This is a genomic window from Microbacterium kunmingense, from assembly GCF_023155745.1.
GTDB classification, from domain to species: Bacteria; Actinomycetota; Actinomycetes; order Actinomycetales; family Microbacteriaceae; genus Microbacterium; species Microbacterium kunmingense.
On the sequence record NZ_JAKNUS010000002.1, the window covers coordinates 14,529 to 36,673 of the forward strand.

The following is a 22,145-nucleotide window of genomic DNA, read 5'->3' on the forward strand; positions in this document are numbered from 1 at the left end:
CGCCGCTCAGCCGCGTTCGAGCGCCGTGTCGACGAGCTCGCCGATCAGCTCCGGATAGGTCATGCCCGAGGCGATCCAGCACTTGGGGAACATCGAGATCGGAGTGAATCCCGGCATCGTGTTCAGCTCGTTGACGAACAGGCCGTCGGGGGTGAGGAAGAAGTCCACCCGCGCCAGCCCCCGGCCCCCGACCGCCTCGAAGGCCCGCACGCCGAGATCCTGGACGGCGCGGATCTCCGCGTCGGAAAGGACCGCGGGGCACACGACCTCGGCGCCGTCGCCACCGAGATACTTCCCCTCGAAGTCGTAGAACTCCCTCGTGGTGAGGACGATCTCGCCGGGCAGCGACGCCCGGGGCGCTCCCCCACCACGTCCCTCGAGGATCGCGACTTCGATCTCGCGCCCGACGATGCCCACTTCGATCAGCACCTTGTCATCCTCGGCGAAGGCCTTCTGAAGCGCCGACGCCAGCTCGGTGTCATCCGTCACCTTCGACACCCCGACGCTCGACCCCGCCCGCGCCGGCTTGACGAACACGGGGTAGCCGAGCGAGGCCGCCTCCCCGCGCACCGCCTGCTCCTCGCGCGCCCACCGGGCGGGGGTGACCGTCGACCACGGCGCCACCGGGATACCGGCGGCCTGCAGCACGATCTTCATGAAGTGCTTGTCCATGCACAGCGCGGAGTCCAGGACCCCGCCCCCGGCGTACGGCAGATCGAGGGTGTCGAGGAAGCCCTGCACCGTGCCATCCTCGCCGTGGACGCCGTGGAGGATCGGCAGGACGACGTCGACCTCGCCGAGGTCGTCGATGCTGTCGTCGGAGCGTCGCACCCGCAGTCGCCGGTCGCCCCCGGCCTCCGGCCACAGGATGCGGGTGCCGTTGTCCACGACCTCGGGGAGCCGCTCGGCGTCCAGGGCGAACCGCTGCGGGTCGTCCACCTCGAGGACGAACGCGCCGGACCGGGTGATCCCGACGGGGATCACCTGGTAGCGGTCACGATCGATCGCCCGCAGCACTCCCCCCGCCGTGGCGGAGCTGATCGAGTGCTCGCTGGATCGACCGCCAAACAGCACCACCACCGCGGGCTTGTCCATTCCTGGTCCTCTCCCCTTGGGGTTCGTCATCATCGTCGGTCGTCAGATGCGGCGCGATCTCGCGGGGGTCCATCGTGCCGTCGAGCACCCGCTTGACCTGCTCCACGATGGGCATGTCGACATCGGCCTCGCGGGCGAGCTGCAGGATGGGTGCCACCGAGGCGAGACCCTCCGCGGTCTGCTCCATCTGCTTCACCACGTCCTGGAAGCTGTACCCCTGACCGAGGAGCCTTCCCGCCGTGTTGTTCCTGCTGAGGGGGGACTGGCACGTGGCGATGAGGTCGCCGAGCCCGGCCAGTCCCTGCAGGGTCTCGGGGTGGGCGCCCTGGGCGACGGCGAAGTCGGTCATCTCGACCAGGCCGCGCGTGATGATCGAGGCCTTGGTGTTCTCGCCGTAGCCGACGCCGTCGACGATGCCGATCGCCACCGCGATCAGATTCTTCAGCACACCGCCGAATTCGGTCCCGATGACGTCGGTGTTCACGAACGACCGGAAGTAGCCGTTGCGCGCGCGCCGCGCGACCGCGTCCGCGGTCTCCTGGCTGAGCGAGGAGATCACCGCGGCGGTCGGCTGCTCGCGCGCGATCTCGAGGGCGAGATTGGGACCGGATGCCACGGCGATGCGTGCGGGGTCGCAGTGCAGCTCCTGCTGGATCACCTGGCTCATCCGCAGCCCCGTGCGTCGCTCGACTCCCTTCATGAGCGAGACCACTGGCGCATCACCCGAGGAGATGAGGGGCCGCACCGCCTTGAGGTTCTCGCGCAGGGCCTGGCTCGGGACCGACAGGAAGATCTGCTCGGCGCCCTCGAGAGCCTCCGACAGGTGAGGGGTGGCCATCATCGAGCGCGGCAGATTGATGCCGGGAAGGTACTGGCTGTTGCGCTTGGCCTCATTGATCTCGTGGGCGAGCTCGGGTCGGCGTGCCCACATCATGACGTTCGCGCCGCCGTCGGCCAGGATCTTCCCGAACGTGGTGCCCCAGCTGCCGGCGCCCACGACCGCGACCCGCGGACGGTCGGCGTCGTGCCTACGGCTCAAGACGCCCCGTCTCCTTCTGCCCGTGGGCGGACGGGTTCCACCTCTCCGCGGGCGCGGGCCGGCCCCGCAGTCCCGAGAGCAGCTCGGCCACTCGGCCCATGAGCACATCGGTGGCGGCGACGAGGGTCGACGGCTGGGTCTGGGTGGCCGAGGCGGCGGAGAGGTCGATCGGCTCGCCGAAGACGACGCGCACCCGGCGGCGAAGCGGCCAGAGCCGGAGTTTGCCGTAGCGCGGCAGGATCTCCTGGGCCCCCCAGTGCGCCACCGGGATGAGCGGGATGCCGCCGGCCAGCGCGAGCCGCACGGCGCCGGTCTTCCCCCGCATCGGCCACATGTCGGGGTCGCGGGTGAGCGAACCCTCGGGGTAGACGATCACGCCCCTGCCGTGCTCGACGAGCATGCGGGAGCTCTCGATGGTCTGGCGCGCCCCGCCGGCCGAGGAGGACCGTGCGACGGGCACCATCCCGGCGGCCCGCAGGACGGCGCCGAGGACCGGAACCCGGAACAGGCTCTCCTTCGCCATGAACCGCGGGGCCCGTCCCAGGCGCCACACCGCGACCGCGACCACGAGCGGATCGATCTCGCTGCAGTGGTTGGGCGCGACGACGTAGGCGCCGTTCTTGGGCAGGTTCTCCCCGCCCTCGATCTCGATGCGGGCGAGGAGGCCCATCGCGGGGACGATGATCGCCGCCAGCGGCCAGAAGACGCTCGGGCGCCGCTTCTCGTCGGCGCCGGATCCCGGGGCCTGGGGGGTGGGAGTGCTCACCGGCTCACCCGATGACGCGGAAGTCGGCGCCGAGGGCGTCGAGCTTGGCTAAGAACTTCTCGTAGCCGCGGCGGATGATGCCGACGTTGCGCACCGTCGACTCGCCCTCCGCTGCCAGCGCCGCGATCACGTAGCTGTAGCCGCCGCGAAGGTCGGGCACCACGACGTCGGCACCGTGGAGCGGGGTCGGGCCGTTGATGACGGCGGCCTGCTCGAGGGCACGGCGCGGCACACGGCGACCCGGCATGTCGAGACCCTGCGGGTGCACCTGGATGTCGGCGCCCATCTTGTTCAGCGCGGCGGTGAATCCCAGCCGGTTCTCGTACACCGTCTCGTGGACCACCGACTGGCCGTCGGCCTGGGTGAGGGCGACGATGAGCGGCTGCTGCCAGTCGGTCATGAACCCGGGGTGGACGTCCGTCTCGACCATGACCGGGCGCAGGGCCTCGCCACGGCGGAACCGGATGCCGTCCTCGCGCACGTGGAAGGATCCGCCCGCCTTGCGGAAGACATTGAGGAACGTGAGCATCTCCTGCTGGCGGGCGCCCGAGACGAAGATGTCGCCGTCGGTGGCGAGAGCCGCGCACGCCCAGGAGGCGGCCTCGTTGCGGTCGAAGATGCACCGGTGGTCGTAGCCGTCGAGATTCGGGACGCCCTCGATGAGGATGACGCGGTTGGGCTCGTAGGAGATGATCGCGCCCATCTTCTGCAGCACCGCGATGAGATCCATGATCTCCGGTTCGATCGCGGCGTTGCGAAGCTCTGTGACGCCGCGCGCGCGGACCGCCGTGAGCAGCACCTGCTCGGTCGCGCCGACACTCGGGTAGGGAAGCTCGATGTTGGCCCCGTGCAGCCCGTCGGGCGCCGAGAGCCGGATGCCGCTGGGGAGCTTCTCCACGACCGCGCCGAAATTGCGGAGCGCGTCGAGGTGGAAGTTGATCGGCCGATCTCCGATCCGGCAGCCGCCGAGGTCGGGGATGAAGGCCTGGCCGAGGAGGTGCAGGAGGGGCCCGCAGAACAGGATCGGGATGCGGGAGGCCCCGGCGTGCGCGTCGATCTCCTCCATGTGGGCCGACACCGCCTCACGGGGGTCCAGCAGCAGGGTCCCCGGCTCGTCTCCGTCGTCTACCCGGACGCCGTGCACCTCCAGGAGGGACCGGACCACCTTCACATCGCTGATGTCGGGGACGTCCCGCAGCACGCTGACGCTCTGGCCCAGGAGAGCGGCCACCATCGCCTTGGTCGCGAGGTTCTTCGCCCCCTTGACGTCGACGACGCCGCGCAGCGGCCGGCCGCCGCGGATGCTGAGGATCTCACCGGTCGCTTCGGTCACGGCGATCTCATGCTCTCCGGTGGGCGATCCGGCATCGCTGAGAAGGGTCTTCATCCGGTGGTCCTCACTTCGGTGTCATCGAGGGTGTGGCGAGGGCAGGCGGCGTCGTGCGCCGTCCTCCCGGCTTACCGGACGGGTAGTGTCCGTGGGCGCCACGCCTCCCGGCGGGCCTCGAACTGCGCGATCCGATCTGCGCTGCGCAGCGTGAGCCCGATGTCATCGAGCCCCTCGAGAAGCCGCCACCTAGTGTAATCGTCGATCTCGAAAGGCACCTGGAGGGGCTCGGCGTCCGCGTCCGCCGCATCGCCGAGGGACGCCGTGCACTCGACGAGATCGACGGTCATCGTCACGCCCGGCCGCGCATCGACGGCCTCCCAGATGCGGTGCAGGTCGTCCTCCGAGATCGCGGCCGTCAAGAGACCCTGCTTGCCGGCGTTGCCGCGGAAGATGTCGGCGAACTTCGGGCTCAGGATGACCGAGAAGCCGAAATCGCGCAGCGCCCAGACCGCGTGCTCGCGGCTGGATCCCGTGCCGAAGTCGGGTCCGGCGACAAGGATGGATGCACCCTGGAACACCGGCTGGTTGAGGACGAACGCGGGGTCCTGACGCCAGTTGGCGAAGAGGGCGTCCTCGAATCCGGTCTTGGTGACGCGCTTGAGGTAGACCGCGGGGATGATCTGGTCGGTGTCGACCGCGGAGCGCTTCAGCGGCGCGACGATCCCGGTGTGCGTGGTGAATTTCTCCATGTCAGGCCTCCGCCCGGCTCAGCGTGTCCACGCCCGGCGTGCGGGACGTGCCGTCTTCGCCCTCGAGATCGCCGGGGCTGGAGAGCGTGCCGCGCACCGCGGTGGCGGCGGCGACGAGCGGCGAGACGAGATGGGTGCGCCCGCCCTTCCCCTGCCGCCCTTCGAAATTGCGATTGGACGTCGAGGCGCACCGTTCCCCGGGCGCGAGCTGGTCGGGGTTCATCCCCAGGCACATCGAACATCCCGCGAAGCGCCACTCCGCGCCGAACTCGGTGAAGATCTTATCGAGCCCCTCGGCTTCGGCCTCGAGGCGGACGCGCGCCGAGCCCGGGACCACCATCACGCGCACCCCGTCGGCCTTCTTCCGGCCCTTGACGATGGATGCGAAGGCCCGCAGGTCCTCGATGCGACTGTTCGTGCACGATCCCATGAACACGGCGTCGACGGGGACGTCCTTCAGCCGCGTACCGGGCTCGAGGGCCATGTACTCCAGCGCGCGCTCCGCGGCGGCGCGCTCGTTCGGGTCGGCGAAGTCGTCGGGCGACGGCACGACATCCGACAGCGAGACGCCCTGACCGGGGTTGGTGCCCCAGGTCACGAACGGCTCGAGCTCGTTCGCGTCGAGGAAGACCTCGGCGTCGTAGACCGCGCCCTCGTCGCTGGGGAGCGTGCGCCAGTAGGCGACCGCGTCCTCCCAGTCCTGTCCCTGCGGGGCGTGGGGCTTGTCCTTGACGTACGCGAACGTCGTCTCATCGGGAGCGACCATGCCCGCGCGGGCGCCGGCTTCGATGGACATGTTGCAGATCGTCATCCGCCCCTCCATCGACAGCGACCGGATCGCCGATCCGCGGTACTCCAGCACATAGCCCTGGCCGCCGTTGGTGCCGATCTTCGCGATCACCGCCAGGATGATGTCCTTCGCGGTCACGCCGGGCTTCAACCGGCCCTCGACCGTGATCGCCATCGTCTTGAAGGGCTTCAGCGGCAGCGTCTGGGTCGCGAGGACGTGCTCGACCTCGCTGGTGCCGATGCCGAACGCCATCGCACCGAAGGCGCCGTGCGTGGAGGTGTGGCTGTCGCCGCAGACCACGGTGATCCCCGGCATGGTCAGGCCGAGCTGAGGTCCCACGACGTGGACGATCCCCTGCTCTTTGTCCCCCAGCGGATGCAGGCGGACGCCGAATTCCGCGGCATTGCGACGCAGGGTGTCGATCTGCGTGCGGCTGGTGAGATCGGCGATCGGCTTGTCGATGTCCAGCGTCGGGGTGTTGTGGTCCTCGGTGGCGATCGTCAGGTCCAACCGGCGGACGGGGCGCCCCTCGGCGCGCAACCCGTCGAAGGCCTGGGGGCTCGTCACCTCATGGACCAGGTGCAGGTCGATGTAGATGAGATCGGGCTCGCCGTTCTCCCCCTTGACCACGACGTGGTCCTCCCACACCTTCTCGGCGAGGGTCCGGGGCCGATCGGGGATCGTGACGGGACCGGAGGCGGACGAATCGATATCGGACGTGCTCATTGCGTTCTCCTCGGGAAAGGGATCAAGCCCGCGACGAACTCCGCGACGAGAGAGGCCTGGTTACGAGGTCTCGCCGCGGCCGCTAAGGAGAAGGCGAGCGATCCGCACCGGCTCAGAGTACCACCGGGTGCCGCTCATGCGACTACCGCCCGCGGTCCGACGTCGGCGGGTCGCCCGCACCGCCCCGCGGACCCTTCTCCTCCGCCACCGTCGCCGCGGCCGCCTCCGCCGGCGTTCGCCCCGAACCGTCGGGGAGGTCGGCGGCGGGTCGGTTCGCCGCATCCGGGGTGGTGATCGGCTCGCCCTCGCGACGGGCGGCGATGAGGCTCGCGACCGTCGCGACCGTCATCGCTGCGACGATCACCCCGAGGGAGACCCACGTGGAGATGTCGGGTGCCCACTCGACGTGCTCGCCGCCGTTGATGAAGGGCAGCTCGTTCTCGTGCAGGGCGTGGAGGAAGAGCTTCACGCCGATGAAGGCCAGGATGAAGGCGATTCCGTAGTGGAGGTACTTCAGGCGATCGAGCAGGCCGCCGAGCAGGAAGTAGAGCTGGCGCAGACCCATCAGGGCGAACAGGTTCGCGGTGAAGACGATGAACGGGCTCTGTGTGATGCCGAAGATCGCGGGGATCGAATCGATCGCGAAGACCAGGTCGGTGAACCCGATCGCGACGAAGACGAGGATCATCGGCGTGAAGATCTTCTTGCCGTTCACCACCGTGCGCAGCTTCGATCCGTCGTAGCCGTCGCTGATGTCGATGAAGCGCCGGAGGAAGCGCACGATTCCGGTCTCGGCCTGCGCGTCGTCATCGTGCTTGCCGGGGAAGGCCTGGCGCCACGCGGTGTAGACCAGGAACAGACCGAAGACGTAGAAGATCCAGCTGAGGTTCTCGATCAGCACCGCGCCGAGCATGATGAAGATCGCGCGGAGGATCAGCGCGATGATGATGCCCACCATCAGCACCTCCTGCTGGTAGCGGCGCGGCACCGAGAACTGACTCATCAGCAGCACGAAGACGAAGAGGTTGTCCACCGACAGGCTGTACTCGGTCAGCCACCCAGCGACGAACTCCCCCATCGCGTCTCCCGACCCGGTGACCAGGAGCAGCACGACGGCGAACACCAGGGCGAGGGCGACGTAGAACACCACCCACAGCGTCGCCTCCCTCATCGAGGGGATGTGGGGGCGCTTGAGGATGATGAGCAAATCCGCCAGGAGGATCAGCGACAGCACGACCAGCGCGGTGATCGCGAACCACGTCGGGATCTCATAGGTCATGGGCCCCCACGATACCCGCCGGGCGGGACGGCCCCGAGCTCTGGCAAGTAAAGAAATCAGGTGTGAGACGATCCGGTCGCTCACGACACTTCCCGGGTGAGAGACAATGCGGATGCCGCGACGCGGCGGAAGGGGGACCGGTGACCGAGTCCACGGATGCAGCGCTCGTCGCGCGGGCTGCGGCCGGGAGCGAGATGGCCTTCCGATCGCTCTACCGCGCGTACGTGCGACCGGTGTACTGGGTCGCCCATGGTCTGCTCCACGACGCCTCCGATGCCGAGGACGTCACGCAGGAGACCTTCCTCGTGGCCTGGCGCAAGCTCCCTTCGCTCCAGCTCGTCGGCGACTCCCTGCTGCCGTGGCTGGTGACGGTGTGCCGCCTGCAGTCGGCGAACCGGATGCGGCGGCAGATGCGCGATCGTACGCGCGAGGTCCACGGCGACCTGGACGAGACCATCCCGTCGACCGTCGATGTCGAGCAGCAGATCGTCGATGCCGATCTGGTCGAGCGCATCCTCGCCGAGGTGGACACGCTGAGCGAGCTGGACCGGAGGATCTTCCGGCTGTGCGCGGCCGAAGGCTACGGCTACCAGGCGGCGGCCGACGAGCTCGGCGTCGGCCACGGCGTCGTCCGAAACCGCCTCTCCCGCATCCGCACGCGCGTGCGGACAGCCCTGAAGGAGAGCACATGAACACCGTCCCGCGCACGCCGCTTCCCGAGCTCGGCGAGGATCGGATCGACCGCATCGAGCGCGGCCTGTTCGCCGACATCGACGCGGAGCGAGCTGTCCGTCGCCGCAGGCGCCGCACCGGGTGGATCTCCGCCGGCGCCGCGGCGGCGGTGATCGTCGTGGCCGCCGCGATCGCTCCGGCGGTCGGCGGCATCGTCACACCTCCGGCATCGGAGGAATCGGCCGTCGCACCCGCCGGCGCGGACAGCGCCTCGCTGCCGCAGGGTCAGGACGCGCTCAGCACCGAGGCCGGGGCGGCGGACGATTTCGCGAGCGCGGAGGGCGGCGCCGGAGCATCCTCCTCCGACACTCCCGCGAACCGCGACATCATCACCAGCGCCTCGGTGAACCTCACCGTGGACGATGTGGCCACCGCCGCCGACGACGTCGCGGACGCGGCGGATGCGGCGGGAGGGTACGTGCAGTCGCAGTCCGTGGGTCGAAGCGGCGCTCCCCTCCCCGTCGATCCTGGGATCGGCGGTCCGGATATCGGCTATCCCGCGCCGTACGTCAGCGGGGAGAGCGGCTGGATCACCGTGCGGGTGCCCGCGGATGAGCTGTCGGTCTTCGTCTCAGACCTGTCGGGGATCGGCGAGGTCACCCAGTCATCCATCGACCGGCAGGACGTCACCGATCAGACCATCGACCTCCGGGCACGGGTCGAGGCCACCCAGGCGTCCGTCGACCGGCTGCAGGAGCTTCTCGCCCAGGCCGGCGACCTCGGCGACCTCATCGCGGCCGAGAGCGCGCTGGCCGAGCGCCAGGCGACGCTGGAGTCCTACCAGCAGCAGCTGGAGTCGCTCGAGGGACAGGTGGAGCTCTCCACCGTCTCGGTGTCGCTCTCGCCCCGCGTGGAGCGGGTGAGCGCCGACCCCGCCGGTTTCGGTGACGGCGTCGCCGCGGGGTGGAACGGACTCATCGCCACGATGAACGGTCTCGTCATCGCCATCGGCTTCCTTCTCCCCTGGCTCGCCGTCCTCGGCGTCGTCGGCCTGATCGTCTGGGCGATCGTCGGGGTCCGCCGCGCGGGGCGCCGGCGGCGCGACACCACAGCGGCGGCGTCAGATCAGCAGGACGGCACGGTCTGACTCCACCGGTCGGACGGAGCTCGGCAGGGAGAAGCCCCGGTGATGGGGGTCACCGGGGCTTCTCCCTGCCAGGGGCGGGCGCGGATGCGGGAGCGGTTCAGACCGCGACCGGAACCTCCGTGCTCACCGGCGCGACGACGGGGACCTCGCGCCTGTGCACCCACTTCTTCAGGGCGATCACGGCGAACGCCGACACGAGCACCCCGGCGAGGATGGAGAGCACGAAGCCCCAGACCGGCTGGATGGCGAAGAAGACGAAGATGCCGCCGTGCGGTGCGAGCGAGGAGACCCCGATCGCCATGCTCAGTCCCCCGGTCACGGCCCCGCCCAGCATGGAGGCGGGGATGACGCGGAACAGGTCGGCCGCGGCGAAGGGGATCGCGCCCTCGGAGATGAACGCCGCACCCAGCAGCCAGGCCGCTTTGCCGTTCTCGCGCTCGACCGGCGTGAAGAGGTTGCGTGCCAGCACCGTCGAGGCGAGGGCCATCGCCAGCGGCGGCACCATCCCCGCTGCCATCACGGCCGCCATGATGAGGTACGGCGAGGAGAACGGCTGCGAGGCGGTCGCGGCGGCGAGGCCCGTGGTGGCGAAGGTGTAGGCGACCTTGTTGACCGGGCCGCCCAGGTCGAAGCACATCATGAGGCCGAGGATCACCCCGAGGATGACCGCGGACGCGCCGTTCAGGCTGTTCAGCCACTCGGTGAGCCAGGTCATCAGTTGCGCGATCGGACGCCCGAGGAAGAGGATCATCAGGCCCGAGGCGACGATCGACCCGACCAGAGGGATGATCACGACGGGCATGAGCCCGCGCAGCCACCGGGGCGCAGGGAGGCGTCCGAGCCACAGGGCGATGAAGCCCGCCAGCAGACCGCCGATGAGGCCGCCGATGAAGCCGGCGCTCATCAGCACCGCCACGGCTCCGGCGACGAATCCCGGTGCAATGCCCGGTCGATCGGCGATGGCGAAGGCGATGAAGCCCGCGAGGACCGGGACGAGGAAGCCCATCGACGTGGCACCGATCATGAAGGCGACCGACCCCAGGTACTGGCCGAGCCCCCCGGCGGGCAGGTCCCACAGCGAGTTCTCGACGATGACGGTCGCCGCGTCGTCGGTCACCTGGTAACCGCCGAGGAGGAACCCGAGCGCGATCAGGAGACCACCGCCGGCGACGAACGGGATCATGTAGCTGACCCCGGTGAGGAGCCAGCGCTTGATGCGGGCACCGACGGATTCCTGTGCGCCGGTCGCGGTCGATGCTGCGGCGGCGGATCCGGACACACGCTCGGCTCGGGGATCGGATGCCGCGGCGACCGCTTCGGCGATGAGCTTCTCGGGCTGCTCGATCCCGCGTTTCACGCTCGTGCGCACGACGGGCTTGCCGGCGAAGCGCTGCGGCTCGCGGACATCGACGTCGACGGCGAAGATGACGGCGTCGGCGTCGCGGATGACCTCGGCCGGCAGTGCCTGGTAGCCGCTGGATCCCTGGGGTTCGACGACCAGATCGACGTCGGCCTTCCGACCTGCCGCCGTGAGCGCGTCGGCAGCCATGAAGGTGTGGGCGATGCCCGTCGCGCACGCGGTGACGGCGACGATCCTGGTCCGGGCCGCCTCGATGTTCTCGGGCCGGGCGGGAGTGGATGCCGCGGCAGCGCGGGCGACGCCGCTCTCGCCGATCGCCTCGCGGACGATCGCGACGACCTCGTCGCCGGTGCCGGCGCTGCGAAGAGCCGACGTGAAGCCGTCGTCCATGAGGCTGCGGGCGAGCTTGGAGAGCACGGCGAGGTGGTCCTCGGCCGCGTCGGCGGGCGCGGCGATGAGGAACACCAGATCGGCGGGCCCGTCGTCTGCCCCGAAGTCCACTCCGGGGGCCAGCCGCGCGAAGGCCAGCGACGGCTGGGTGACCGCCGCGCTCTTGGCGTGCGGGATCGCGATCCCGCCGGGCAGACCGGTCTCGTCCTTCTGCTCCCGCGCCCAGGCGTCCGAGAACAGCGCCTCGGAGTCGGTCGCCCGTCCTTCGCGGACCACCCGCTCGGCCAGAGCACGGATGACCGCGGCCTTGTCGGAACCGAGTCCGACGTCCAGGCTCACAAGGCCGGCAGTGATGGTGTGCGACGTCGGTGAAGACATCTTCGAGACCTCCTCTGGTCTGCTCACGGGGCGACGCCCGCGGGGTTGTGACGCTCGGCGACGAGCGCGGTGGCTCGGACCTCCCCGGCGGGAAGATCGGCGGGGGTGGGGATCTGTGTGCCGGGGAGGGACACCGCGGCAGCGCCGTACCGCACGGCGTGCCCGAGGCGGTCGGCGGGACCTGCGCCGGTGACCGCGGCGAGCAGGTAACCGGCCAGCGAGCTGTCCCCTGCGCCGACGGTGCTCACGGCGCGGGTGGGCGGAGGGGCGGCGTGCCATGCTCCCTCCGCGGTGACGAGGACCGCTCCCCGGGAGCCCAGGGTGACCAGGGCCGCGCCGACGGCGGCGGGAACGAGATCGGCGCCCAGACGCACCACCTCCGCCACGGGGTCGTCGGCGTCCAGCGCAGTGGGCCCCCCGACGAGCTCGGCGAGCTCGTCGTCGTTCGGCTTGATCAGATCGGGCCGACCCCGCTCGACGACGGCGGCCAGGGCGGCGCCGGAGGTGTCCACGGCGATCAGGGGCGCGCCGGGCGCGTCCCTGACGGCGTCGATGACGTCGGCGTAGAAGTCGTCGCCCACACCCGGCGGCACCGAACCTGCCAGCACGAGCCATCGGGCCCCGCGGCTGGCGGCGACGGTGTCGGCGATGACGGCGCGGCGGTCGGCGATCGTCAGGCGCGCACCGGGCAGGTTGACCTTCGTCGTCGTGCCGGCCGGATCGGTCAGGGCGATGTTGGCACGGACACGTCCGCTGACGGCGGTCGTGCGGGTGGGCACACCGGTCTGGCGGAGCAGCTCGGCGTAGGGGTCGTGCGGGTTCAGGGGCACCACGGCCAGGGTCGGGACCCCTGCGGCGACGACCGCCCGGGCCACGTTGACGCCCTTGCCGCCTGCGTCCTCGCGGACGGCGACGGCCTGCTGCACCTCGCCGGCGCGCAGACCCGTGGCCAGCGCCACGGTGCGATCCAGCGACGGATGGACGGTGAGGGTGACGATCATGCGGTCCACACCTCCACGTCGGCGCTGCGCAGGGCGTCGGCGAGCTCTCCCGACGGTGCGGCGTCGGTGACGAGGACGTCGACGTCGTCGAGCCCGGCGAATCGCACCAGGTACTCCTCGTCGACCTTGCTCTGGTCAGCGAGGACGATGATCCGGCGCGCCGCCGCGACGATGGCCCGCTTGACCGCTGCCTCTTCCGGATCGGGCGTGCTGAGTCCGAACGCGGCGGAGATCCCGTTCGTTCCGATGACCGCCACATCCGGACGCAGCTGGGAGACGGCCTCGACCGCGGCGGAGCCGACGGCGGCCGCCGTCAACCCGCGGACGCGCCCGCCGACGAGGGTCAGGGGCAGATCGGCGCGGGCACCGAGCTCGAACGCGATGGGGACGGCATGGGTGACCAGCTCGAGCCGCGCGTCGCCGTCGGCGGGCGTGCGCAGCGCGAACTCGCGCGCGAACGCGGCAGTCGTCGTCCCCGCATCGATGAAGATCGACCCACCGAGCCCCGCCAGTGCCTCGGCCGCCCGGACCGCGATCCGCGTCTTCTCCTCGCCGTGCACCGCACCGCGGACCGATACGGCCGTCTCACTGGTCCCCCCGCGGGAGGCGGCGACCGCGCCGCCGTGGACTCGCCGCAGCGCGCCGGCGCGCTCCAGGGCATCGAGGTCGCGTCGGACGGTTTCGGTGGTGACGCCGAAGTCGCGGGCGAGATCCACCACCGACACGCGACCCACCGTCAGCAGCTGCCGTTCGATCGCATCGTGTCGCTCCGTCGCGTACATCCGTCCTCTTCCTCAAGGTTTCCCACACAGTACAACATGCACCAACACATATCAACACATTCTGACGATCAATCCCACATTTCATCCCGACCCGCCTCCCTGCTCGCAACCCCGCGCAGTAGGGTCGTGGAGACCGCTGTCGGCAGACCCGCGAAGGAAACGCCGTGCCCGCCTCCCCGCCCGAGCCGCTCCTGGACGGCCGCTACCGCCTCGCAGATCTCGTCGGTGAGGGCGGGATGGCACGGGTGTACCGGGCGGAGGACGTGGTCCTGGGGCGCACCGTGGCCGTGAAGCTCCTGCGCCCGGGCGTCGAGGGAACGGCCTCGCCGGAGCGTGCACGTGCAGAGGTGGCGGCGCTTGCCGCTCTCAGTCATCCGGCGCTGGTGATGCTGCTGGATGCGAGCCTGGAACCCGGCAAGCCCGAGTACCTGGTGATGGAGTTCATCGACGGGGAGACGCTCGCCACCGCCCTGAAAGCGGGCCCGCTCCCCGCCGCGGAGGTGGCCGCTCTGGCGGCCGAACTCGCCGAGGCGCTGCACGTGGTGCACAGCGCCGGTGTCGTGCACCGCGACCTCAAGCCCGCGAACATCCTCGTCACCCCCTCTCCCCTGCCGCGCCGCCGGTTCCGAGCCAAACTCGCCGACTTCGGCATCGCCTACCTTCTCGACAGTGCGCGGATCACGACCCCGGGCATGGTGATCGGCACCGCCTCGTATCTCGCGCCCGAACAGGTGCGGGGAGCCGACCCCGCGCCGCCGGCCGACATCTACGCGTTCGGACTCGTGCTGATCGAAGCCCTCACCGGCACTCGACCCTTCCCCGCCGCGTCGGCCGCCGAGGCGGCGCTCGCCCGGCTGGGGGCCCCGCCTGTCATTCCACCCACTGTCGGAACGGCGTGGCGGGGGCTTCTGGAGCGGATGACCGCCCTCGACCCCCTCGGGCGGCCCACAGCCCTGGAGGTTGCCGTCGCGGCGGGCGACATCGCCGGGGCCGCATCCCTCGACACGCCCACCGCCGTCCTTCCGCCGGTGGTCGCACCGTCGCCGCGATCAGGTGAGGAGCCGACGGTCGTCCTCGCCTCCGCCGGAGCGTCCGCCCCTCCCGCTCCGCGTCGCCGTGCCCGCGCGGTCCTGTGGACGGCGGCAGCCGGCGGAGCCCTGGCCGTCGGGCTCGGCGCCTGGGCCGTCGTCGGCGCCAGCACAGCGCAACCGGCACCGGCGGCCACGACACCGGCCGCGAACGATCCGATCGAGGATCCTGCCACGACCCCCACGCCGTCCGACCCCGGGGTCGCCCCGGCCGTCGAACAGCCCGCGGGTCCGGCCGCACCGGCGGATGACGACGCGCAGCGCGACGCCGAGAAGGCCCAGCGCGACGCGGAAAAGGAAGCGGAGAAGGCGCGCAAGGAGGCCGAGAAGGAGGCGGAGAAGGAGGCGGAGCGCGCTCGCGAGGAGGCAGAGGAGCGCGACGGCTGAGCGGCCACACGAACCGGAGGCGCACGAACGCGAGACGCACGAAAGCCCCCGGGGAACCGAGGGCTTTCGTGCTGTTGGTGACCCCAGCGGGATTCGAACCCGCGTTACCGCCGTGAGAGGGGAATCGGCTCCCCCGGAACTGCGTACCGGAGCCCGTTCTGCCCTGTGTTTACAGGGGTTCCGCGTGCGTCGAGTGCGTCGCGGAAAGTCCCGTCGTCAGCGTTCGTTGCCAAAATGTTGCCACGTTTGCGCCCCTCTGGAGGCGGGTAATCCTCGTGCCTCTGTGCAGTTGTCGAGTATGCCGAGTAGCGAACTCATGTTCCCGAGCCAGCCTGTGGGAGGATCTCCACATGTTTGACGGCAGGTACCTCGACCTCGTGAACGGAGCCGAACAGGCGGCGGACCGGGCTGCCCGCACGGCGTGTGCGTGAAGAAGGCCGCACGAGCCGGGGAATACCGGCAGTTGCCGCGGGTCGTCTCGTGGCTCGCATCCAACCCGCCTTTGCACGAGATCCGGGATCGTTTCCCGACAGCATGGTCGCAGGCGTCCGAAGCGGTGGGTCGGGCGAGCGCAGGCGGACCAGGCGCGGTCGAGCAGCTGGTCGGTCGACTCGTCCAGCCGAGCACCAGGCCGACCGACCACCTGTCGTCCGAACCAGACCGTGTCCACCGGCGGGTGCGAGACCACGTCATCCTTCGATTGATCCGGGCAGCAAGCGTCGCGGCCGAAAGCGGTGTCACCGACGGCGGCCGCGTCCGATTCGGCCTTGTCAACGGATGGCTCCTGCAACGGGTGTTCTTCGAACGAGGGCTACGGCGGAAGCCGGTCTCGATCTGGGCGTACAGGGTCGCTTGGCGAGTTGCCTGGCAACGGCGCAGGTTGATGCCGCTCGTACGCTCGAAGGGGATTTACTGCTTCTACTCGCGGCCGTTCATCCGCGCCCTCCGCGGGCTGGCACAGGGACGCGAAGTGCTGGAAATCGCGGCCGGTGACGGAACCCTGTCACGGTTCCTGTCAGCCGAAGGCGTGAGCGCCCGTGCGACAGACGACCACGGTTGGGACAGCGTAATCGACTACGGCACCGACGTCGAGCGATCCGATGCTCGCGCCGCACTCCGAAAGCACTCGCCCCGTGTCGTCATCTGTTCCTGGCCACCGCCCGGCAACCCGTTCGAGCGGGCAGTATTCGAGACACGATCTGTTGAAACCTACGTCGTGATCACGAGCATCACCGAGACCGGCGCGAGCGACTGGCGCGCGTACGACTCGCAGCGTTCCTTCGACATGCGACACGACAAGCGCCTCAGCGACCTCGTCCTTCCCCGCGGATCCAACCGCGTACTGGTCTTCCAGCGGTGCGCAGGCTGATCGATCTGTTGGTGAAGCGCCATGCGACGAGCGCGGGAACGGCTCGGTCCCTCAAGCGCCGCCCGCGGCCGGTCTCCGGGGCCGGCCCGCCCGCACAGTGCTGAAGAACGCAGCCCACTTGAGCAGGAGCAGGACGACCGCGAGGCCGAGCATCGGAAAGCGGAACCAATTCGCGTCCGGCACGGCGCGGTGGAACGAGGCCGTGTAATGCAGGAACAGGAAGTATGCGGAGTGAAGGACCGCCAGGTAGAACACCACATTCGCTCCACCGTGCAGCCACTTCCAGGAACGCCCGCCCAGCAGCCGCACGGCACGGTCGGATGAGGTCGCGAGCAGCACCAGGAGCCAGAGTACGGCGACGAGGCCGATGAGGTTCGCCAGACCGAACCCAGGCTCGAGCCGGACCTCCCGCCCGAGCTGCGGCACGAACTCGTATCCCAGGAAACGCTGCACGCTCCATTTCGCCCAGCCGTCGATCACGAGAACTGCATGCAGCACGCTTGCCAGACCGGCCCAGATCCCCACTTGACGCCGCCAGTGCAGCATCCCGGCCGCCACCGCGGAGAGCCGCGCGGCAGGCCCCATGGCGAGCGCTGCGAAGAGCAACACCACCGCTGAGTCGCCGACCGCACGCCAGAGCCGCATGTCGGGCGTCCACTCCATGCGGCTCCACCAGAACAGCGCAGTGAGCAGCACGGCGATGATGCCGACCGAGATGTGACGTACCACCGTCGTCCCCGCACCTCCTGCCGTCGCGCTTCCGGCATCGCGGGACACTGGGTTCGCCGTATCGACCCTCGGGCGACCGCTGTTTCGTGTCATGGAAATCCTCCGATCTCGCGGCGAGTCAACCATCGCCGTACAGCGCCGCTGCCTCGGAACGGCGACCCCTCGGACGGGCGCAAGCCGCGATCGCCGGGCGGCCAAGCATCATCCGGTGCCCGGAGCTGCATGAGCGGATGTGTCGACCGGCCCACTTCTTGCTTGCCAGCACGGCTCCGACGACCAGCAGGATGCCCGCCGTCGGATAGCCGGCGACGAGGTCCAGCCATCCCGGCGGCTGTCCGGGACCGAATGCCTCGAGGTGTGCGAGCCAGTGCGACACGGCGACCAGCGCGCCGACCACCATCAGCACCTGGCCGGTGCGGAGAAACCTCTGCCTGCGCCGGTATTTCAGCTGCGCCTCGTTCAGTTCGGGCTTCTTGTTCTCCCTGGCCTTGTTGCTGTCGAGGGGCTTGCCGGAGTTGGAGATGCTCTCACTCATTGGAGTTGCCTTTCGTGTCCGTTGCTGCGAGTGCGGTTGCTGCGGGTGGGGTCGCGGACGTGTCCGTCGCCTGGCCCGTTGGCGGAGCCATGGTCTCGGGGCCAACCGCGTTCGTTCCTCCGGCGGAGCCCGGTCCGGCGGCAAGCCGACGCACACGATCGCGTTTGGCCGAGATCAGGATGATCGCGACCCCGACGACGGCGGCCGCCAGGGCCGTGAGGATGTTGATTTTCAGACCGAACAGGACGAACTCGGTCGGGTCCAGCCGGAAGGATTCGAACCACGCCCGGCCGAGCCCGTACCAGATGAGGTATGCGCCGACCGCCCAGCCGCGCCGGAATCGGATGCGCCGCTCGAGCAGGAGGATGAGCGCGAAGCCGAGCAGGTTCCAGAGCAGCTCGTAGAGGAAGAGTGGATGGAACAGCGTGTCGGCCGGCAGGCCCGCAGGGAAGGCCGGCTGATCGGGGTCGATCTGCAGCCCCCACGGCAGTGTCGTCGGAGTTCCGAACAGCTCCTGATTGAAATAGTTGCCCAGCCGGCCGATGGCCTGCGCAAGCAGCATCGCGGGGGCCACCGCATCGGCGAAGTCCACGAAGGAGACGCCGGCCCGTCGGGCGCCGATCCACGCGCCGACCGCCCCGACCATCACGGCTCCGAAGATGGCCAGGCCCCCCTCCCAGACGTACAGGGTCCGCAGCAGATCGGCACCTTCGTAGAAGTAGTCGCCAGGATGGGTGACGACGTGATACGCCCGCCCCCCGACGATCCCGATCGGCACCGCCCAGACCGCAATGTCGAGTGCGGCTCCACCGGGAGCTCCACGCCGCCGCAGTCGGAGGCCTGCGACCGCGACCGCAGCGGCGATGCCGGCGAGGATGAACAGTGCATAGAAGTAGATCCGGAATGGCCCGATCTGGAGAAAGTTGATGTCTGGACTCGGTATTGCGAATGGCAGAAGCATGGTCGCCTGGTTCTTTCCTGGTCTGTTTGCCGTCGACGTCGCGTCGTCGCAGCGCGTGAGCCGACGGAAGTCATCGGCTGAGCGCGTGATCGCTCGCTGGGCCGACGCGGATACTGCGCGTCAGGGGCTGCCCACATGTCGCCGGTCAGTGCCGGGCGCAGAGCAGCGAATGCCGGATCAGGTTCGGCTGATGCAGAGGGTGCTGAGCGGGGAGGTGCCGGAAATGAACTCTTGGAAGCGGTTCGCATTCCAGCCGGCACCCGACCGACGGCGAGCGGCGAGCAAGAGCAGGATCCGCACCGGTGATGGGACTCGCAGAAGCACCGTCAGCACCGCCAGTGCGCAGAACGCCGCCAGCACCGTGACCGTGAGTTCGCATTCCGTGCCGCATTCCTCCGGGAGGACCGGCGGGGTCCCCGATTCAGCCAAGGAACTGCTGGACAGCATGGACACCGTCTCGGCACCCATCACCGTTGACGCGGGATCGCCGGCGGCATGGGCCACCGCCGGCGTTGTGGGCGGCGCCGCGGACGTCACGACCGCATGCATCGTCAGGAGCCCGATCACTGTGGCGAGAACCGCGAGGACCGTCATGAACGCCCTACGACGCAATTCATGGTGGGCGAACCTGCGCACAGCACCCGTCATCGCACCTCCCGGCGGAGACCACTGTACCCCACGGAACCAGGCTGTCGCGGCAAGCGACACCGGGGCAGCGATCGATTCATATGGATCACTACGGCGGGCGCCGGCACATCGGATCGCCGCGAGCGGAGTCGATCCGCACTCATCTGGACATACCGGCGCCGCACGCTTCGGCCGTCGATCACATGGTCGACGTGTGTGCCGTACCCGCCGGTGGATGTGCAGTTCGGCACCCACCAGCGCTTCGTGAGGGTGCTCCTCACCGACCTACCCTGGCATCAGCACGCAAAGTGCGGAAGAGTTCGAAGCAGACCATGTTGTGCGGGATCCGGAAAACCGGAGCCGACGGAGGAGGAGGTCGACCGCCATGACGGCTGTTGCGCAGACGGTGGTGCTCGAGGCCAAAGGGATGTACCGGGGGTCGTCAAAGGCGGTGGTCGAAGCGGCCCTCTCCCGTCGCCCGGGCGTGACCCGGGTCGAGGCGAACCCGGTGTCGCAGACGGCAACCGTGACCTTCGACCCTGCGCGGATCTCACTGGCGGATCTTCGCCGCTGGGTGGAGGACTGCGGCTACCACTGCAGCGGGATGTCCGTTCCCGATCACCTCTGCGACCCGATGGAGCACGTCGACCATGGCGGGCATGCAGCACCCGCTGGAACCGGAACGGCGGTGACGGACGAGGACCACACTGCGCACGGACAACCGGCCATCGCACGTGCCGGAGGGACACAGCCGCATGCCGGCCACCCATCGTCTCCGGCCGCCCCTGCAGCTGCGACGGCGGGCACATCTGCGCACGCCGATCACGCCGTGCAGCCGACGCCCGCAAGTAGCGCACAGGAGGTGATGGGGCACGGCGGCAACGGCGCCGGCACGTCGATGGCGGACATGGTGCGGGACATGCGGAATCGCTTCCTGGTCGCCGCCATCTTCTCGGTGGGGATCCTCCTGTGGTCTCCGATCGGTCGGGACGTCCTGGGCTTCACGGTCCCGGCACCGTTCGGCCTCCGCGACGACGTGTTCTCGCTTCTGCTGTCGCTGCCCGTGATCTTCTACTCGGCGTGGATCTTCTTCGACGGCGCGTACCGGGCGCTTCGGGCCCGCACGCTGGACATGATGGTGCTCGTCGCCGTCGGCGTCGGGGCGGGGTGGCTCTACAGCCTCGTCGTCACACTGACGGGGGGCGGCGAGGTGTTCTACGAGGCGGCGACCGTCCTCGCGAGCTTCGTCCTGCTCGGCCACTGGATCGAGATGCGGGCGAGGGGCGGCGCCAACGACGCGATCCGAACCCTGCTCGAGCTGGCCCCGCCGAAGGCACTCGTCATCCGCGACGGCGAGACGATCGAGGTGAGCACATCCGACATCGTCCCGGGGGATCTGATGCTCGTGAAGCCGGGGTCCAAGGTCCCGACCGACGGAACCGTCGAAGACGGAGAGTCGGAGATCGACGAGTCGATGGTCACCGGCGAGAGCCTTCCCGTCTCGAAAGGCCCGGGGTCAGGCGTCATCGGGGCCTCGGTCAACACGACCGGCACGCTGCGGGTCCGCGCGACGAAGGTCGGTGCCGACACCGCGCTCGCGCAGATCGTGGCGCTGGTGCAGGAGGCGCAGAACTCCAAGGCGCCCGGGCAGAAACTCGCCGACCGCGCAGCCTTCTGGCTCGTGTTCGTGGCGTTGATCGGCGGCAGCGGCACGTTCATCGTCTGGCTGCTCGCCGGCGCGACGGTGCAGAGCGCGCTGCTGTTCGCCATCACCGTCGTCGTGATCACCTGCCCCGACGCGTTGGGGCTCGCCACACCGACCGCGATCATGGTCGGCACAGGTCTCGGCGCGAAACGCGGGGTGCTGTTCAAGAACGCGACCGCGCTCGAGTCGGCGGCGTCCATCGACACGGTCGTCCTCGACAAGACCGGAACCCTCACCAAGGGCAAGCCCGAAGTCACGGACTTCGTGACCGCCGGAATCCCGGAACGCGAGCTGTTGTCGCTGGTCGCTGCAGTCGAACGGGAGTCGGAGCACCCGCTCGCCGGTGCCGTGGTCGCCTACGCCGACAAGATGGGGGCGCCGGTGCTCACCCCGTCCGGCTTCCGGAACGTGCCGGGCCACGGCGCCGGCGCCGAAGTCGACGGCCGGCAGGTCCTCGTCGGAAACCGCAAGCTCATGGTGGCGGAGGGGGTCGACATCAGTGAGATCGAAACCCGACGTGATGAACTCGCGACGACCGGTCGCACTGCGGTCCTGGTTGCCGTCGACGGCGTGGGGGCGGGGTTCGTCGGCCTCGCGGACGCGGCGCGCGAGACGGCGCCGGCGGCGATCGCGGCCCTCCACGAGGCGGGCGCAGAGGTGGTCATGCTCACCGGCGACAACGAGGCGACGGCCAAGCGGATCGCGGCGCAGCTGAAGATCGACACCGTGATCGCCGACGTGCTGCCACAGGACAAGTCGGCGAAGATCGCGGAGCTCCAAGCCGCGGGCAAGCGGGTCGCGATGGTCGGTGACGGCGTCAACGACGCTCCCGCCCTGGCCAAGGCCGATCTCGGCATCGCGATCGGAGCGGGCACCGACGTCGCGATCGAGACCGCGGACGTCGTGCTGATGCGCTCCGACCCGCTCGACGTGCCGATCGCACTCAAGATCGGCAAGGGCACGGTCCGCAAGATGCGGCAGAACCTGGGCTGGGCGATCGGCTACAACGTGATCGCACTGCCCATCGCCGCGGGCGTCTTCTACCCCGCGTTCGGGCTGATGCTCAGACCCGAGATCGCGGCGATCTCGATGTCCGGATCGAGCCTGATCGTTGCGGTGAACGCCCTGCTGCTGAAGCGTCTTCGTCTCCCCCGAGCCGTGGACGCTCCGGCTGAAACCGGGCTCCCGCAGCTCGCCACCACGAACGCCTGACCTTCGCGCCGGATTCGGCACGATCGAT

19 protein-coding genes are annotated in these 22,145 nt (G+C 69.6%); 5 read left to right on the plus strand and 14 right to left on the minus strand.

All coding sequences use genetic code 11. The features are described 5' to 3' along the window. Positions 1 to 6: 6 nt before the first annotated feature. From MA875_RS02720 to MA875_RS02750, 7 genes are all read right to left on the minus strand, one after another. Positions 7 to 1,095 (minus strand): D-alanine--D-alanine ligase family protein, encoded by a 1,089-nt coding sequence (locus MA875_RS02720; protein ID WP_248240141.1) that lies wholly within the window; start codon positions 1,093 to 1,095, stop codon positions 7 to 9. Beyond that, positions 995 to 2,134: an NAD(P)H-dependent glycerol-3-phosphate dehydrogenase gene (locus MA875_RS02725; protein WP_248240143.1), complete on the minus strand. Its 1,140-nt coding sequence runs from the start codon at positions 2,132 to 2,134 to the stop codon at positions 995 to 997. Before MA875_RS02725 ends, MA875_RS02720 begins: the two co-directional genes overlap by 101 nt. Then, the gene (locus MA875_RS02730; RefSeq protein ID WP_248240145.1) at positions 2,124 to 2,900 is read right to left on the minus strand and encodes a lysophospholipid acyltransferase family protein; all 777 of its coding nucleotides are present in this window, start codon (positions 2,898 to 2,900) and stop codon (positions 2,124 to 2,126) included. The genes MA875_RS02725 and MA875_RS02730 overlap by 11 nt, the downstream gene beginning before the upstream one ends. A gap of 4 nt (positions 2,901 to 2,904) precedes the next feature. Continuing rightward, positions 2,905 to 4,287 carry a UDP-N-acetylglucosamine 1-carboxyvinyltransferase gene (gene murA / locus MA875_RS02735; protein WP_248240147.1) on the minus strand — a complete coding sequence of 461 codons (1,383 nt, stop codon included), beginning with the start codon at positions 4,285 to 4,287 and terminating at the stop codon, positions 2,905 to 2,907. Between the two features lie 71 nt (positions 4,288 to 4,358). Further along, a complete protein-coding gene (leuD, locus tag MA875_RS02740) occupies positions 4,359 to 4,979 on the minus strand; it encodes a 3-isopropylmalate dehydratase small subunit (RefSeq protein ID WP_248240148.1) in 621 nt (206 codons plus the stop codon). A 1-nt stretch (position 4,980) separates the two neighbouring features. Continuing rightward, a complete protein-coding gene (leuC, locus tag MA875_RS02745) occupies positions 4,981 to 6,495 on the minus strand; it encodes a 3-isopropylmalate dehydratase large subunit (RefSeq protein WP_248240149.1) in 1,515 nt (504 codons plus the stop codon). Positions 6,496 to 6,637: 142 nt separating this feature from the next. Next, entirely contained in the window at positions 6,638 to 7,774 is a 1,137-nt protein-coding gene (locus tag MA875_RS02750; protein ID WP_248240150.1) for a TerC/Alx family metal homeostasis membrane protein, read from the minus strand. 194 nt (positions 7,775 to 7,968) lie between these two features. Between MA875_RS02750 and MA875_RS02755 the strand changes: the two genes are divergently transcribed. Further along, positions 7,969 to 8,466, plus strand: a complete 498-nt coding sequence (locus MA875_RS02755; protein ID WP_248240649.1) for an RNA polymerase sigma factor — start codon at positions 7,969 to 7,971, stop codon at positions 8,464 to 8,466. Further along, positions 8,463 to 9,593: a DUF4349 domain-containing protein gene (locus tag MA875_RS02760; RefSeq protein ID WP_248240151.1), complete on the plus strand. Its 1,131-nt coding sequence runs from the start codon at positions 8,463 to 8,465 to the stop codon at positions 9,591 to 9,593. Before MA875_RS02755 ends, MA875_RS02760 begins: the two co-directional genes overlap by 4 nt. Before the next feature lie 97 nt (positions 9,594 to 9,690). Here MA875_RS02760 and MA875_RS02765 read toward each other — a convergent pair whose 3' ends face one another. The 3 genes from MA875_RS02765 to MA875_RS02775 are packed head-to-tail and all read right to left on the minus strand — an operon-like array spanning position 9,691 to position 13,504. Continuing rightward, positions 9,691 to 11,721 (minus strand): PTS fructose transporter subunit IIABC, encoded by a 2,031-nt coding sequence (locus MA875_RS02765; RefSeq protein WP_248240152.1) that lies wholly within the window; start codon positions 11,719 to 11,721, stop codon positions 9,691 to 9,693. 23 nt (positions 11,722 to 11,744) lie between these two features. Further along, entirely contained in the window at positions 11,745 to 12,722 is a 978-nt protein-coding gene (locus MA875_RS02770) for a 1-phosphofructokinase family hexose kinase (RefSeq protein ID WP_248240650.1), read from the minus strand. Further along, positions 12,719 to 13,504, minus strand: a complete 786-nt coding sequence (locus MA875_RS02775; protein WP_248240153.1) for a DeoR/GlpR family DNA-binding transcription regulator — start codon at positions 13,502 to 13,504, stop codon at positions 12,719 to 12,721. Before MA875_RS02775 ends, MA875_RS02770 begins: the two co-directional genes overlap by 4 nt. Positions 13,505 to 13,668: 164 nt before the next feature. On the opposite strand from MA875_RS02775, the gene MA875_RS02780 reads away from it, so the two are divergent. Together MA875_RS02780 and MA875_RS02785 are read left to right on the plus strand one after the other, a co-directional pair. Further along, a complete protein-coding gene (locus MA875_RS02780) occupies positions 13,669 to 14,979 on the plus strand; it encodes a serine/threonine-protein kinase (RefSeq protein ID WP_248240155.1) in 1,311 nt (436 codons plus the stop codon). A 427-nt stretch (positions 14,980 to 15,406) separates the two neighbouring features. Continuing rightward, positions 15,407 to 16,348 carry a hypothetical protein gene (locus MA875_RS02785; RefSeq protein WP_248240157.1) on the plus strand — a complete coding sequence of 314 codons (942 nt, stop codon included), beginning with the start codon at positions 15,407 to 15,409 and terminating at the stop codon, positions 16,346 to 16,348. 51 nt (positions 16,349 to 16,399) lie between these two features. Here the strand turns inward: MA875_RS02785 and MA875_RS02790 are convergent, their stop codons facing one another. The 4 genes from MA875_RS02790 to MA875_RS02805 form a co-directional block, all read right to left on the minus strand. Next, positions 16,400 to 17,077, minus strand: a complete 678-nt coding sequence (locus MA875_RS02790; protein ID WP_248240158.1) for a ferric reductase-like transmembrane domain-containing protein — start codon at positions 17,075 to 17,077, stop codon at positions 16,400 to 16,402. 118 nt (positions 17,078 to 17,195) lie between these two features. Beyond that, positions 17,196 to 17,612 carry a hypothetical protein gene (locus MA875_RS02795; RefSeq protein WP_248240159.1) on the minus strand — a complete coding sequence of 139 codons (417 nt, stop codon included), beginning with the start codon at positions 17,610 to 17,612 and terminating at the stop codon, positions 17,196 to 17,198. After that, positions 17,605 to 18,573, minus strand: a complete 969-nt coding sequence (gene lgt / locus MA875_RS02800; RefSeq protein ID WP_248240160.1) for a prolipoprotein diacylglyceryl transferase — start codon at positions 18,571 to 18,573, stop codon at positions 17,605 to 17,607. Before lgt ends, MA875_RS02795 begins: the two co-directional genes overlap by 8 nt. Before the next feature lie 177 nt (positions 18,574 to 18,750). Continuing rightward, positions 18,751 to 19,221: a hypothetical protein gene (locus MA875_RS02805; protein ID WP_248240161.1), complete on the minus strand. Its 471-nt coding sequence runs from the start codon at positions 19,219 to 19,221 to the stop codon at positions 18,751 to 18,753. A gap of 364 nt (positions 19,222 to 19,585) precedes the next feature. On the opposite strand from MA875_RS02805, the gene MA875_RS02810 reads away from it, so the two are divergent. Then, the gene (locus MA875_RS02810; protein ID WP_248240163.1) at positions 19,586 to 22,117 is read left to right on the plus strand and encodes a heavy metal translocating P-type ATPase; all 2,532 of its coding nucleotides are present in this window, start codon (positions 19,586 to 19,588) and stop codon (positions 22,115 to 22,117) included. Positions 22,118 to 22,145 lie beyond the last annotated feature (28 nt).

Coding starts and splice junctions, on each gene's coding strand:
- MA875_RS02720 (WP_248240141.1), bottom strand. CDS start 1,095: ATGGACAAGCCCGCGGTGGTGGTGCTGTTTGGCGGTCGATCCAGCGAG.
- murA (WP_248240147.1), bottom strand. CDS start 4,287: ATGAAGACCCTTCTCAGCGATGCCGGATCGCCCACCGGAGAGCATGAG.
- leuD (WP_248240148.1), bottom strand. CDS start 4,979: ATGGAGAAATTCACCACGCACACCGGGATCGTCGCGCCGCTGAAGCGC.
- leuC (WP_248240149.1), bottom strand. CDS start 6,495: ATGAGCACGTCCGATATCGATTCGTCCGCCTCCGGTCCCGTCACGATC.
- MA875_RS02750 (WP_248240150.1), bottom strand. CDS start 7,774: ATGACCTATGAGATCCCGACGTGGTTCGCGATCACCGCGCTGGTCGTG.
- MA875_RS02755 (WP_248240649.1), top strand. CDS start 7,969: ATGGCCTTCCGATCGCTCTACCGCGCGTACGTGCGACCGGTGTACTGG.
- MA875_RS02760 (WP_248240151.1), top strand. CDS start 8,463: ATGAACACCGTCCCGCGCACGCCGCTTCCCGAGCTCGGCGAGGATCGG.
- MA875_RS02765 (WP_248240152.1), bottom strand. CDS start 11,721: ATGTCTTCACCGACGTCGCACACCATCACTGCCGGCCTTGTGAGCCTG.
- MA875_RS02770 (WP_248240650.1), bottom strand. CDS start 12,722: ATGATCGTCACCCTCACCGTCCATCCGTCGCTGGATCGCACCGTGGCG.
- MA875_RS02775 (WP_248240153.1), bottom strand. CDS start 13,504: ATGTACGCGACGGAGCGACACGATGCGATCGAACGGCAGCTGCTGACG.
- MA875_RS02795 (WP_248240159.1), bottom strand. CDS start 17,612: ATGAGTGAGAGCATCTCCAACTCCGGCAAGCCCCTCGACAGCAACAAG.
- lgt (WP_248240160.1), bottom strand. CDS start 18,573: ATGCTTCTGCCATTCGCAATACCGAGTCCAGACATCAACTTTCTCCAG.
- MA875_RS02805 (WP_248240161.1), bottom strand. CDS start 19,221: ATGACGGGTGCTGTGCGCAGGTTCGCCCACCATGAATTGCGTCGTAGG.
- MA875_RS02810 (WP_248240163.1), top strand. CDS start 19,586: ATGACGGCTGTTGCGCAGACGGTGGTGCTCGAGGCCAAAGGGATGTAC.